The 13,209-nt window shown below is 56.2% G+C and carries 12 protein-coding genes and 1 tRNA gene; 8 read left to right on the forward strand and 5 right to left on the reverse strand.

The window, feature by feature from the left end:
• The first annotated feature begins 84 nt into the window (after positions 1-84).
• From ABD890_RS21350 to trhO, 4 genes are all read left to right on the forward strand, one after another.
• A complete protein-coding gene (locus tag ABD890_RS21350; protein ID WP_345094370.1) occupies positions 85-1,008 on the forward strand; it encodes a sugar phosphate isomerase/epimerase family protein in 924 nt (307 codons plus the stop codon).
• A 413-nt stretch (positions 1,009-1,421) separates the two neighbouring features.
• Positions 1,422-2,042, forward strand: a complete 621-nt coding sequence (locus tag ABD890_RS21355) for a toxin-antitoxin system HicB family antitoxin (RefSeq protein ID WP_345094372.1) — start codon at positions 1,422-1,424, stop codon at positions 2,040-2,042.
• Positions 2,043-2,407: 365 nt separating this feature from the next.
• A complete protein-coding gene (locus ABD890_RS21360; protein ID WP_345094374.1) occupies positions 2,408-2,743 on the forward strand; it encodes an ATP-dependent Clp protease adaptor ClpS in 336 nt (111 codons plus the stop codon).
• Between the two features lie 60 nt (positions 2,744-2,803).
• Positions 2,804-4,657, forward strand: a complete 1,854-nt coding sequence (gene trhO / locus ABD890_RS21365) for an oxygen-dependent tRNA uridine(34) hydroxylase TrhO (RefSeq protein ID WP_345094376.1) — start codon at positions 2,804-2,806, stop codon at positions 4,655-4,657.
• A gap of 23 nt (positions 4,658-4,680) precedes the next feature.
• Here trhO and ABD890_RS21370 read toward each other — a convergent pair whose 3' ends face one another.
• The 3 genes from ABD890_RS21370 to ABD890_RS21380 form a co-directional block, all read right to left on the reverse strand.
• Positions 4,681-7,002, reverse strand: a complete 2,322-nt coding sequence (locus tag ABD890_RS21370; RefSeq protein ID WP_345094378.1) for an ABC transporter permease subunit/CPBP intramembrane protease — start codon at positions 7,000-7,002, stop codon at positions 4,681-4,683.
• A gap of 18 nt (positions 7,003-7,020) precedes the next feature.
• Complete coding sequence (locus ABD890_RS21375; RefSeq protein WP_345094380.1) at positions 7,021-7,770, reverse strand: ABC transporter ATP-binding protein; 750 nt, start codon at positions 7,768-7,770, stop codon at positions 7,021-7,023.
• Positions 7,771-7,947: 177 nt separating this feature from the next.
• The gene (locus tag ABD890_RS21380; RefSeq protein ID WP_345094382.1) at positions 7,948-8,442 is read right to left on the reverse strand and encodes an acetolactate synthase; all 495 of its coding nucleotides are present in this window, start codon (positions 8,440-8,442) and stop codon (positions 7,948-7,950) included.
• Positions 8,443-8,608: 166 nt separating this feature from the next.
• On the opposite strand from ABD890_RS21380, the gene ABD890_RS21385 reads away from it, so the two are divergent.
• Entirely contained in the window at positions 8,609-8,995 is a 387-nt protein-coding gene (locus tag ABD890_RS21385) for an acyl-CoA thioesterase (RefSeq protein ID WP_345094384.1), read from the forward strand.
• On the opposite strand, the gene ABD890_RS21390 is transcribed toward ABD890_RS21385, so the two are convergent.
• Positions 8,981-9,610 (reverse strand): phosphopantothenoylcysteine decarboxylase domain-containing protein, encoded by a 630-nt coding sequence (locus ABD890_RS21390; protein WP_345094386.1) that lies wholly within the window; start codon positions 9,608-9,610, stop codon positions 8,981-8,983. The two genes, ABD890_RS21385 and ABD890_RS21390, sit on opposite strands and share 15 nt — an antisense overlap.
• A 232-nt stretch (positions 9,611-9,842) precedes the next feature.
• Between ABD890_RS21390 and ABD890_RS21395 the strand changes: the two genes are divergently transcribed.
• Positions 9,843-10,727, forward strand: coding sequence for a hypothetical protein (locus tag ABD890_RS21395; RefSeq protein WP_345094388.1), 885 nt, complete (start codon positions 9,843-9,845; stop codon positions 10,725-10,727).
• 97 nt (positions 10,728-10,824) lie between these two features.
• Complete coding sequence (locus tag ABD890_RS21400) at positions 10,825-11,796, forward strand: right-handed parallel beta-helix repeat-containing protein (RefSeq protein ID WP_345094390.1); 972 nt, start codon at positions 10,825-10,827, stop codon at positions 11,794-11,796.
• Here ABD890_RS21400 and ABD890_RS21405 read toward each other — a convergent pair.
• Positions 11,711-12,793: a lysylphosphatidylglycerol synthase transmembrane domain-containing protein gene (locus ABD890_RS21405; RefSeq protein ID WP_345094392.1), complete on the reverse strand. Its 1,083-nt coding sequence runs from the start codon at positions 12,791-12,793 to the stop codon at positions 11,711-11,713. The two genes, ABD890_RS21400 and ABD890_RS21405, sit on opposite strands and share 86 nt — an antisense overlap.
• Before the next feature lie 235 nt (positions 12,794-13,028).
• Between ABD890_RS21405 and ABD890_RS21410 the strand changes: the two genes are divergently transcribed.
• Positions 13,029-13,101: transfer RNA gene (locus ABD890_RS21410), tRNA-Ala, on the forward strand.
• Positions 13,102-13,209: the final 108 nt, after the last annotated feature.

A 13,209-nucleotide genomic window follows, 5' to 3' on the forward strand; every position in this document is an offset into this window, starting at 1 on the left:
TAATCCGTCTTCTAAACTAAACTGGAGACGAAACCTCGCGAAAAGTTCGCTAATCTCACGTAATTACCTACCAAGGAACACCCAATGCCCATGCAACTTGGCCGTCGCCAGTTTCTTCAATCGATGGCTGCCGCTGGCGCCAGCCTGTCCCTAGGCTCGTCGCTTTTGGCTGCCGAATCGGAAAAGAAGGCCCCCTTCAAGATCTCGCTAGCCCAATGGTCGCTCCACCGTACGATCCGCAGCGGCAAGCTCGACAACCTCGATTTCGCCAAGACCGCCAAAGAACAGTGCGGCATTGAAGCCATCGAGTACGTGAATCAGTTCTTCAAAGATAAGGCCAAGGACGAAAAGTACCTGGCCGAAATGAATATGCGGGCCAACGACCTGGGCGTGAAGCAGGTGCTGATCATGGTCGACGGCGAAGGTGCCCTGGGCGATGCCGACGAAGCAAAACGCAAGAAAGCCGTCGAAAACCACTATAAATGGGCCGAAGCCGCCAAAACCCTGGGTGGTCACTCGATCCGCGTGAATGCCCAGAGCAGCGGTAGCTACGAAGAACAGATCAAGCGAGCCGCCGATGGCCTGGCTCAATTGAGCGAATTCGCGAAGGGCCTGGGCCTGAACGTGATCGTCGAAAACCATGGTGGCCTTTCGTCCAACGGTGCCTGGTTGGCCGAAGTGATGAAGACTGTCGACATGGAAAACTGCGGCACGCTGCCAGACTTCGGCAACTTCCGTGTCAGCAAAGACGAAATGTATGATCGCTACAAAGGCGTCAACGAACTGATGCCATACGCCAAGGCGGTCAGCGCTAAGTCGCACAACTTCAACGCCGAAGGCCTGGAAACCAACACCGACTACTTCAAGATGATGGACATCGTCGTGAACAAGCATGGCTATCACGGCTATGTCGGTGTCGAATGGGAAGGTGGCAGTCCAGACGAGATCGAAGGGATCATCCTGACCCGCAAGCTGCTGGAACGTTGCGCCGAAAAGCTATCGGCCTAGTGCCAGCATTGCCTGGACACCCAGGCGAACTCTCAAATCTGACGAACCCGAAACCCCGGTGCTATCACGCTCCGGGGTTTCTTTATGCGCGTTTCCCCCGGAAAACTGCTATCAGAGCAACTATTTGGAACTATTTTCGGAAAAATGAAGGGCCCTTGGACAAACATCTTCTCCTATGCGACTTTCGGCCGTGCACAACTTTTAAGCACAGGCACCCCTGCCCAAAAAAGTCGCTCGACTGCAAGCAGATTGTGCATGCATTGCTGATACGCGTAAGTGCTTGCATTGCAGTCACTTCTACGCTGCTCTTGACTCGAAACACAGGATTCTGGCATACCGTTACACATCGCATGTCACACCAAGTCATGACGGTGCAAAAAGTCCTCAGTCGTTTCCAGGAAGGAGCCTCGCTAATGTCGCAGTTCAACCCAGGCACTAACTCGTATCCGCAGCCTCAGCCAGCACCGCGACCGGTTTACCCGAACACCACGTTCCCGCCGCAGCAGCATAGCCAGCCTCAGTACCACGCTCCGCAGCCAGCAGCTACCGAAGGCATGTACGCGACCTCGCGTCCGACCTTCACTGGTTCGCCGCAAGCACCGGTTCAGCCAGCTGCACCTGCCGGCCCGGCCATGAACGTTGCCCCAACTGCCACCTTCGACGAAAAGAAGGGTGAAGCCCTCCGTATCGCTCGCGATTTCTTCCGTGGCGTTCCGGATTGGGTTACCTACTTCCGTGAAATCCTGGGCGTGGAAGGCATCGTGCATCGCCTCTTCCCACAGCCAGAAGAATTCACCAAGTTCGAGCAATCGGAAGAGTACGGCGAAATCCAGCTGATGATCGTCAAGCTGCGTGAACGCACCAACACTCAGAACGAATCGAAAGAACCTACCCGGGTTATCACCGTTCGTCTGCCGAAGAGCCTGCACGAATCGCTGCGTGTCGAAGCCCACTCGCGTCGCACCAGCATGAACAAGCTTTGCATCTCGAAGCTGCTGCAGGTCATCGACGATTCGATGATCCCGAACGACTAAGGATCCGAGCCGCCCAGGGACGCCGCCACGTGCGATGGTCGATCCCGGCTCGATTCGAGAAACACAGAAGACCGGACCAATCAGGCTCCAAGCACCACGCGGAACCAACACCCCATCCGGCAACCTTCGCGCTTCCACGCGCGACCCGCTAGCGATCTGTTCGCTGGTCAGGTCGCCGCGCACTTGAATTCGATTGCGGCTGAGGACGAAAAGGGTCTGGCAGCATCGCCCAGCGATCTGCCGGCCCTTTTTTTGTTTCTTGCTGGCAATTGTTCCCCAAAAATTGGTTTGGCAGCGAAGGAATTCGTTATTACAACTGAAAAGAGTGCGATCCAGTTCCTTTCAACATGGCGTTCCAAGAGAGAATGAGCAGCGAAGATACCGTTGTCGCCACCCCAGAATCGATCGTCGAGAACAAACCTCGACGCCAGCCCCCCTATGGCGTGATTCTGCATAACGATCACATCAACACGATCGAGTTTGTGGTCGAGACACTCCGAAAGGTATTCGGATACGATCTCGAAAAGTGTTTTTTGCTGACCCTTGAAGCCCACGACCATGGCCGCAGCCTGGTCTGGTGCGGAACACTGGAAGGCGCCGAGCTGAAGCGTGAACTGATCCTCTCGCGCGGTGCCGATCCGGAAATGAAGGCCCGCGGCGCCCTTCCGCTGAAGGTCACCCTGGAAGAAATGCCGCAATAGCGTCCCCGACTTGGCGGTCCCCCGTTTGCGAAAATGGACGTCTTACCGATAATTTGCGGTATGAATACGACCACTGCTCTGCCCGACGCCGGGCCCGTTCTGAACATTTCTTCGTACCTGTTCGCATCGCTGAGCGACTTGAAGCCGCTGCGCGACTCGCTTCGCCGGCTTTGTCGCCGCTTGGATCTGCGCGGAACGATTCTGCTGAGCACTGAAGGGATCAATCTCTTCGTCGCCGGACCGGCCGAGAGCATCGAGAAGTTGTTGGTCGCCCTCCGCAAAGTCCCTGGCCTGGAAAAGCTGGAAGCGAAAGAAAGCTTCACCAGCTATCAGCCATTCCGCCGCATGCTGGTGAAGATCAAGAAAGAGATCATCGCCTTCGGTATCGATGGCATCGAACCCGCCACGCGGACCGCTCCCAAGCTTCCGCCTCAGCAGCTCAAGCAATGGCTCGACGAAGGTAAGCCGCTGATGCTGTACGATGTCCGCAACGACTACGAAGTCAAAGTCGGGACGTTCACCAATGCGGTGCCGGCCGGGATCGATACCTTCCGTGATTTTCCGGAAGCGGTCGCCAACCTGCCAGAAGAAAGCAAGCAAACTCCGGTCGTCATGTTCTGCACCGGGGGAATTCGCTGTGAGAAGGCAGGCCCCTTCATGCAGAAGGCGGGCTTCCAGGAAGTCTATCAACTGGAAGGTGGCATCCTGAAATACTTTGAACTTGTCGGTGGCGATCACTACCAGGGAGATTGTTTCGTCTTCGATCAAAGGGTTGCCGTCGATCCACGATTGCAAGAGTCGGCCGTGGCTCAGTGCTTTGTCTGCCAGACTCCCCTGACGACCGAAGAACAAAATTCTCCGTTGTATGTCCCTGGCGAGTCGTGCCCGCACTGCTTCAAGTCGGCTCAGGAAGCGATGACGTCCGTAATTGCCAAGCGACATGCCAAGCTGAAAGAAGTCACCTCGCCCCTGCCAGGCAGCATCCCTTACACCAACACGCGCCGCATTTATGTTTCGTCGGAACAAAAGGGTAAGACGATCTACGAAGTGATGGCCGAGAAAGTCCCGGCTGCCTCGCAAGGCTTTTGGGAGAAGATGGTCCGCGAGCGTTTGATGGTCGAGATCATCGAACACCAGGACGAACGCCTGGTCGAATATCGCGCCGTCGATCCAAATGCTCCACTAGAAGCAGGCCAGCTTTTCGAACAACGCTACCCAGGCACCATCGAGCCGGACGTCAGCACCGACATTCAGATTCTGTACGAAGACACTGGCCTGATCGTTGTCAGCAAGCCGGCCCCACTGCCCATGCATCCATGTGGTCGCTTCAACAAGAACTCGTTGGTCAACTTCCTCGAACGGGTCTATCACCCGCAGAAGCTTCGCATCGCCCATCGCCTCGATGCCAACACGACCGGCGTGGCGGTGTTGTCGCGAACCAGCGCTGTCGCGCGTCAGGTTCAGCCGCAGTTCGAGCAAGGCAAAGTCGAGAAGCGTTATCTCGCCCTGGTGCATGGCCATCCGACTGAAAACGAATTCATCTGCGAAGAACCGATTGGCACTTCGCGTGTCACTGGTGGTGGTCGCCGGGTGGAAGAAGGCGGCCAGCCAGCTCGAACCGATTTCATCGTTCGCGAGCGATTGGATAACGGCACCGCTTTAATGGAAGTCTCGCCGAAGACTGGTCGCACGAATCAAATTCGTTTGCACCTGTGGCATCTCGGCTTCCCGATCGTCGGCGATCCGATGTACCAGCAGAACAACGTCATGCAGCAGAAGCAGACGCTAGGCGTGGAAGAACCGCCCATGTGTTTGCATGCGTGGGAAGTGCGCTTCCGTCATCCGCAGACGACCGAGATGGTTACGTTCCAAGCCCCCGCACCAAGCTGGGCAGAAAGCGTTTCGGCAGAATAGCGGCTTTGCTCGTCGACCATCGGCTAAGTCGACGGGCTACCATCTTCACGCTTCGGGGCCGACGCTCGATAGGTCCCTTGATGGCTGAGTGCCATTTGGCGACGCTCTTCCACGGAAAGCTCCGCGGGCATGCGAGCAATTACGCCAACAATGACCACGGCCCCCAGGGCGGCAATGGCAACCAGAAACGGGTTGTAGCCCGCCTCGCCTGGCATATCACTTACCCACCACACCAGCCCGTTGAGCCAAGGGTGCTCTTTCATGGTCTCGGTCGTGATCACACCATGGGCGAACACCAGGCTGTTATGCACCATGTGGAACGCGATCGCCGGGAACAAGCTTCGGCACTGAACGGCAACAAAGCCGATCATCAGGCCAAAGATCGCGGCAGGGATCGATTGCTGCAAAATGCCATGCAACATTCCGAAGAAGATCGCCGAGATCGAAATAGCGGCCCATTTATGACCGAGGTGCCGCATGCCTGACAGAATAAATCCACGGCAGGCAAACTCTTCGCAGATCGCCGGCAAGACTGCAAACATTGCGAAGATCGCCCAGATCGGCAGATCGGCCGTCCCACCCAGCATACTCGCCAGACGTTCCTGTAAATCTTGCGACATCGGAATCGATTTCTGAATCAGCATCCGCAGGTACAACGCGAACGGATGCAGACAAATGGCCAGAGCAATTGCCAGAGGAATCCCTAGCAACGCCTGGCGATCGGCCAGGCGAAGCTGAAACGTCTTGGTCACACTGCGCGTGAAAATCAACGCGGCAACCACCACCGGCAACAAGATCAAACCGATCTGATTGGTCAGCATGTAACGCACAAGCTGCGGAGCTTCGAGCTGCCCATCGCCATTCAATTCTGGCTGAATGTAGCCACTCAGGGCGTGCGGAAGGGCCAGCAACACAATTCCCATCACGAACGCACCGGCGGGGGATGGCGTTGGCTGGCGATCTCGCCAAACTTTTCGTAGCCAGGCTTTCAGATTGAAACGCTCGCTTTCGCGGAACAAGACCGACTCGTTATTGAACTGATCAATCGCCCAGCGAATCGCAATCCAGATACAGAATGCCGTCACCGCCAAGACCGGCACGAAATAGGTCGCGGCCCGGGCATAATCCCCTTCCATCAACGTCTTCAGCAGGAACGACATCCCGCTGACGGGAATCAACGACGTACCGAAGCTCAGCTCGGTATCCGGCAGCACCGGCAGCACCACCAACGGCAAGTTCAGCATCAGCAGCGGCAGCAGGTAGTACTGTCCTTCCTTGCTACTGCGAGCCATCGTCGCGATCGCCAATGCCAACGCACTGAAAAGTGCCGCCATCGGAATCAACGCGAGGAACAACCAGCCCAGCGACCAGATCGGAGGAGGACCGAAGTTCAACTTACCGGCCATCTCGCCACCGACTTGCCCCATCACGAACGTGGCAGTGAAGCCCATGCTCATGAGATTCAAGACACTCGTCGCGATACTAAACGTCATGATTGCTAACAGCTTGCCTGCGACAATTTCGGATCGCAACGCGGGGCTGGAAAGCAACGTCTCGAGGGTGCCTCGTTCTTTTTCACCGGCACATAAGTCGATCGCCGGGTAAAACGCACCGGTCAACGCCCAGATCACCACAATAAACGGGAATATCTTGGCCCACAGATACGAAGACGTATCGAGTGGCTTGTCGGAAAGATCGAGCGTGCCGATGCTGAACGGATCGGTGATTTGCGAGGGAACGTCGTTCGCTTCCAGATTGAATTGAATGAGGTTTTCGCGCCATGAGTGCAAGATTTGCTTGAGTCGATTTTCGGCCAGCTTCGATCGCTCGTCCGAAGACTTGGTAATCAACTGAGGCGCCGGCAGGCCTTCGGCGCCTTCTTCCTGGTTTTTCCGCGCGTTCTGGAAACTCTCCATCCGCTCGCGGAAGCCGGGCGGGAAATAGATGATCGCGTCAAGCTTCTCGGCCTCTAGCGTTTCACGGGCCGTTTGTTCAACGACCGTCGCGTCGACAGAAGCTTCGGAAACTTCAATATTGAACCGGCTGGTCACGCCAGCACTCTTCAGCAGTTCTTCCGCGAACTGGTAGGTGGTTGTTTCGGTATCGTCTTCGTTTTTCTCAACAGTCGATTCAAAGAGCTGCGGCGTGCTGGGAAGCTCGACCAGGCCAATTACCCGCAAGCGAGTCGGATGAGCCTGACGAAACTGCATGACATTCAGCACCATCAATCCCATCAAGGGATAGAGCAGCACCGGCAAACCGATGACCGAGAACAACGTACGGCGATCCCGCGCCTGGTCGCGCAGTTCACGCTTCAAAATCAGTTTGACGTTGTCCCAGTTCATGCCCTGATCTCGCTGCCCTTAATTGGCGATACCATCTGGCTCGCCAATCAAGTGGAAGAAGAGCTCTTCCAGGTCAGGCTGCCCGTACTGCGTACGAAGTTCGTCGATCGTACCTTCCGCCAGAATCTTCCCGCGATTCATGATGGCGACTTTGTCACACAGCTTTTCGACTTCTCGCATGATGTGCGACGAAAAGATGATGCACTTCCCTTGATCGCGAAGTTCGGCGATCAGTTGAACCAGTGCGCGAGCAACAAAGACGTCGAGGCCCAATGTTGGTTCGTCGAAGATCAAAACCGGAGGATCATGCACCAAAGCACGCGCGATCGAAACCTTTTGCTTCATGCCGGTCGACATCTTCGCGCCGAGCACGTCGCGGATTTCTCGCATGCCAAGCCGATGGAATAGCTCTTCCATTCGCTCGTGCAGTTCTTCGTCCGGCAGGCCGTAGAGTCGACCGAAGTACTCGACCATTTCCCAGGCCGTCATCCGGTCGTAAACCGCCGTGTTGGCCGACATGAACCCGATGCGATGCCGCACCATGGCAGGCTCGGTGGTAACGTCGTAACCGGAGATCTTCACCGTGCCAGAAGTGGGTTCGAGAACCGTGCTCAAAATACGCAGCGCGGTGGTCTTCCCGGCACCGTTGGGACCGAGCAAGCCGAAGATTTCGCCCGGCATCGCGTAAAAGCTGATGTGATCCACTGCCGTGAATTTGCCGAGTTGCAGATCGTCGTACGATTTGACGAGATCACGAACGTGAATCATACGGCAGCCAGTGTCCGATGGCTAAAAAGGTTGCTGGGAACTTGAGTTCGTCGTGCAGTGAATTCTATCTGACGACGGACACGCGATGGCCTTGGGCAGGCAGTTCGCGTCACAGTTCGCCATATCCGAAGTGGCATGGCGCGGTTGTAACGATTTTCAGCAGGACCCCACGACGAACTAGGGGTCGTCGAATTTCAGGTCGTCTTCGCTCAAAACCTTGAAATTGCGGGCCAACAGGGTGTCCATCGCAATATCGGCGTTGTCGACCATCAAGGCCACTGCCGCTCGGTTGTTGGGCGTGTAGAGAAGCGGATAGGCCTGAACGATATTCACTTCCGATTGCAGCAGCGCGGTACAGACCCGCAGCAGTGGCTGCTTCTCGGCAGGAAGTTCCACGCCGATCAAATCAGATTCGATCAGCGCCAGGCCTGCTCGCTCGAGAATTTCGCGTCCCCCTTCGGGATCGCTTAAAAGAAACCGAACGAAACAACATTCGGTCGCATCGTTAATCGAGAGAGCGACGATGCGAACATTGCTCCCCTCGAACCGTCGCACGATTTCGAGCAACTGCCCTACGCGGTTTTCCAAAAAGACCGTGAACTGGCGCAGCGAAGGATAGTCGCGGCCACGCATCGTGCTGAAGTTCGTACCGGAGCCGGCTCCCGTACTCATAGAGCCCCAATCATGCTAAAACGAAACTGGCGGATAACAATCGCAACTATAAAACAGCCCTAGGGTTCGGTCAATCATCGCCCCAAATGGTGGGAATCGCTCGCCAACGCCGGATGATCACTGATCGAAACCGCTATCGGCCACTTCAGCTCCCCAGGACGAGAAGATGCTGACGGAACATACCATCGAGGTCCGCGTTCGCTATCAGGAAACGGACGCCCAAGGCCGTGTTCATCACGCCAACTATATAACCTATTTCGAGTTGGCACGAACAGAAATGCTGCGAGCCGGCGGATTTAATTACAAACGGATGGAAGCAGAGGGACTGCTGCTGGTTGTTCGCGATGTCGAAGTCCGGTATCACCTGCCTTCCGAATTCGACGATTTGCTGCTGGTAACGGTTAAAACCCTCAAAGCGAAGGGAGCCCGGATCGAGCTCGTTTACGAGATTCGTCGTGATGACGAGCTGGTTGTCGAAGGGCGAACGATCCTGGCTTGTATCTCGCGCGAGGGGAAGCCAACCCGAATCCCAGAAGTGCTACGCGTCGATTAGTCGCTCGCCGACGATCTGCATGATCTGCGAGGCGACCTCACCCTTCGAGCCGTCAATGGTCGCGACCACGCTGCCATCTTTGGCCAGCACTTCGACGTGGTTTTCTTCGCTGTTCATCGCTTCAGGGCCGTTCAAAACCATCAGATCGCAGCTCTTCTTTTCGAGCTTCACAAGTGCTCGAAAGCGGCGATCTTCGGTTTCCAAGGCGAACCCGACGACCCAGCGGTCTTTCTTTTCAGCCCCAAGCGTCGCCACGATGTCAGGCGTTTCGATCAGCTGCAGGACGAGCGGCTGGCCGGTTTTCGCGATCTTCTGATCCTGGACGAATTCTGGCCGATAGTCGCACGGGGCAGCCACGCCGATCAAACCGTCGCACTGGGCGAACTGCTCGCGAGCCGCCGACAGCATTTCGTCGGTAGTATTCACCCATACCACGGTGGCCTGCTCAGGGTAGGTCACGCTGACCGGTCCCGAGACGATGATCACCTCGTGCCCGGCTGCGACGGCCGCTTCAGCCAGGCTGCACCCCATCCGCCCGCTCGAGGCGTTGGTCAAGTAACGAACCGGATCAATGTACTGTCGGGTTGGTCCCGAGGTCAGAAGAATGCGGGCCATAGATCACAAGGCAAGGTTGGGGGCATGAAGCAAACCCCATCTATCCTACTGCGAAAGGCCGCCGGTGCTACCAGGGCATGCTGGCAAACCAAGGGTTGAATTCACCTTGACCCATCTTCGGGGGCTTCGTAATGTTGCCGCGGTTCAGGTTTTGCCCCCCGTGCGCTGCTGTTTGGCCGGTTTCGCACGAGAAATCTTGGCTTTCGATCCTTATCAGCAAAGGACACCACACATGGCGAAGACGCTGGCTTTCTGCCTGATCGTGACGATCGTGGCATGGACCACCAGTCCAGATTTCGCCCTGGGCCAAGGATTGCTATCGGCTGCCTCGAGCGAGAGCCGAGCTGACGATCCCGATCCGCCGAAACCCAAAAAGAAGAAAAAACACCACCATTACGATGACGATTGCGACGACGACGATTCGTTCGGCGACGCCCTGGCCGAGGCCGCATTCGCTGCAATCCTCAGCTCGTTTATTCCGAAACGGACAACCACGGTCTATACCACCCAGACCGGGCCCACCGTCAGCCAAGAGATCATCGCACTGCCTGGCTACTTTTCCGACTACCCCTACCAGCACGAGTTTGGCTACATGCTGATGGGCGACGAGTGGTACGGCATAGGAAAGACATCCTCGATTCGCGCCTCGGTCGAACATGGCAACGACTTCCAAGACCTGACGCGGATCGGCACAAAGCTGCTGGTCGAAGGGACCTCGAAATGGGGCCTCGATATGCAGTGGGACGAATACTTCGAGAACCTATCGGCAGGCGGCACCGATCAACTGTCGATGGGCGATATCAACTTGATGTACCGGTTCGGTCAGGGTTATCACAACCAGCTTCGTTTCGGGCTGGGGGCCAATTACCTGCACGACCGACACGGCTCGGAATACGGGCTCAACTTTACCGGCGGATACGATGCCTACCTGGGCAAGCCTTGGATCTGGTCGACAGAATTCGATCTGGGCAAAGTGGGTTCGGCTGACCTGTTTCGCTTTCGCACCACCCTTGGTCTGCAGTGGAAACGGGCGGAAGTGTTCGCGGGGTATCAATACACCAACTTGGAGGGCATCGAATTGGATGGATTCCTTTCGGGCCTGAGAATTTGGTTTTAACCAGTTTTCCCGGGTGGAAATCACACGGTCACCACGGCATGATGGGTCGTGTGAAACTGGTTCAATTGTGACGAATAAATCGACTGAGTGGACTTCCATGCGTCATATCGCGTTCGCCTTGATGACTATCCTTTTCGCCAGCCCAGCGTGGTGTGCCGACATCTTCGTGGACAATATCAGCGGAGATGATCGTAACACCGGTAATGCTGCCGCCTTGAAGGAAGGAAGCACCGGTCCCATCTTCACGATCGCTAAGGCCCTGCGAATTGCCCTTAAAGGGGATCGCATAGTTCTGAAAAACACCGGCGTTCCGTATCGCGAATCGATCACGCTGCAAGGTGCCAACAATAGCGGCCTGCAGTATCTTCCCTTCATCATTGAAGGCAACGGTGCGGTTCTCGATGGCCGAGCGAACATTCCCCTCGACGGCTGGAAGCATGCGACCGGCGACATCTATTGTTTTGCTCCGACCTATAAGTCGTACCAGCAGCTTTACATCGAAGACCGACCGGCCGAACGTGCCCAGATTGATAACGTGGCGGACATCATCAAGCTCCAGCCGTTGCAGTGGAGTCTGGTCGATGGCATGATCTTCTTTCGCGCGGAAAAGGACCATGGTCCTGGCAGTTACAACCTGACTTACTCGGCCCAGCGAACCGGCATCACACTTTATGAAGTGCGGCACGTGAAGATCGTCGATCTGACTGTCCAAGGCTTTCAGCTCGATGGCATCAACGTCCACAGCAACTGCTACCACACCGACCTGATCGCGGTCACCTCGCGCGGTAACGGCCGCAGTGGTGTTTCGGTCGGCGGTGCCTCGCGGGCCACGATTTCCAAGTCGCTTCTGGGTGACAACGGAACCGTGCAGCTCCGTGGCGAAGGCTTCTCGACGACAACCGTCATCGACTGCACGCTACTCGATAACACCGCACCAGCGACTTTCCAGAAAGACGCCAAGATCGAAATTGACGGCAAGCCGATTAGCGAGCCTCAGGCTCCTCAGACGGCTCGAACTCCTCGCCCGCTGTCTCAGCCAGGTGCTCCAGGTTCTCCTCTTCAGCGGTAGCCTCTGCCATCGATCGATCGACCGAAGCACGATTGGTCCAATAGAACACGGCCCCGATAAACGCCAGGCCGATCGTCAATGCCCGAAAGCCAAGTGCCACGGTAATCGCACTCGCCTTCGACATCTCTTCTTCTGGAACGGTCACGTACAGCTCGGTGATCGCCAGTTCGAGCGTTCCCATCCCGCCTGGGGAAAGAGGAATCGCCGCGAACACCATCGCGAGTGGCGTGATCACGATCATTTCGAGCAGCGTCGGATGATGCTCGAACAAGCCTGACGCCAGAAAGTAGGCCGCCACCGAAAAAAGCGAATGCACGCCCAGGCTCAGCACGGCGATCACTACCAGATATCGGGGATAGCGGCGGTACATTCGAACCGATGCAAAGATCCGTTTGAAAATATGCCCGACCTTCGGGATCGCCTCAAGGAAATCACGGATCGATCCCTTCGCGAAGCCTGGCAATAACGCCAACGACATTACCACCAAACCCGCGATCGACACCGAGTGGACGACGTAGGCCATCGTGCGAATGGCAGGCTTGGCGGTTTCCAGGTCAAGGCTCGATGCCGCAGCCGACGTAACCACGAAAAGCGCGTACAGCCCGATCAGACGATCCATGACGATTGTCGAGACTGCTTCGGGGCGTTTCTCGGGATTGTCTTTGGCGAGCATGTACCCTTTGAACAGGTCGCCCCCCACGCCACCGAGCCCAACGAAATTGAGCAGATAGCCTAGGAAGCCAAGCCGGAACGCATCTTTCAAATGGAAAGGAATGCCGACCGAGATCACCAGCAGATACCAACGAATGAACGTGAGCGACAGTGCACTCAAGGCGAAGCCAAACGCAATCGCTACCATTCCCCAGCGAGTTCGTGAACTGAAAATCTGGCGAACCGCTTCGACGTTTTCAGGGTCCCTAGCAATAGTCCAAATCAAATAGACCAGAATGGCCGCCGGCACGAGGATCCGCAGAAGAGTCAACAGATGCTTTTTCACGCGTTTCCTTAGAAGCTTAAAGGTGAGGGTCGCCCCCTTAGCGATACTGATGCCCGCACGTAATCGGGCGGAAATCGTAGGTGTAGTGTAACTTAGTAAAAAGTTCCGCGACCAGTCATTGACACCCTTCGCGGGGATTGGTAATTTTAACCCTTTACTTGACGGCCCCTGAGGCCGATAAGGTAAACTAAACGTTGTTGCGGGTCGTAAAAGCCCCAAGATAACGACCCAGTACGGGGGATTAGCTCAGCTGGGAGAGCGCTTGCATGGCATGCAAGAGGTCATCGGTTCGATCCCGTTATCCTCCACTTGAAAAGCCGCAAACCAATTTGGTTTGCGGCTTTTTTTGTGCGCGGATCGCACCCATGGAAGATCGCTTCCGCGCATGAAAAAGCCCGCCTGGCAATTTGCCGGAC

The sequence above is a fragment of the Bremerella cremea genome (assembly GCF_039541315.1).
Lineage (GTDB): Bacteria > Planctomycetota > Planctomycetia > Pirellulales > Pirellulaceae > Bremerella > Bremerella cremea.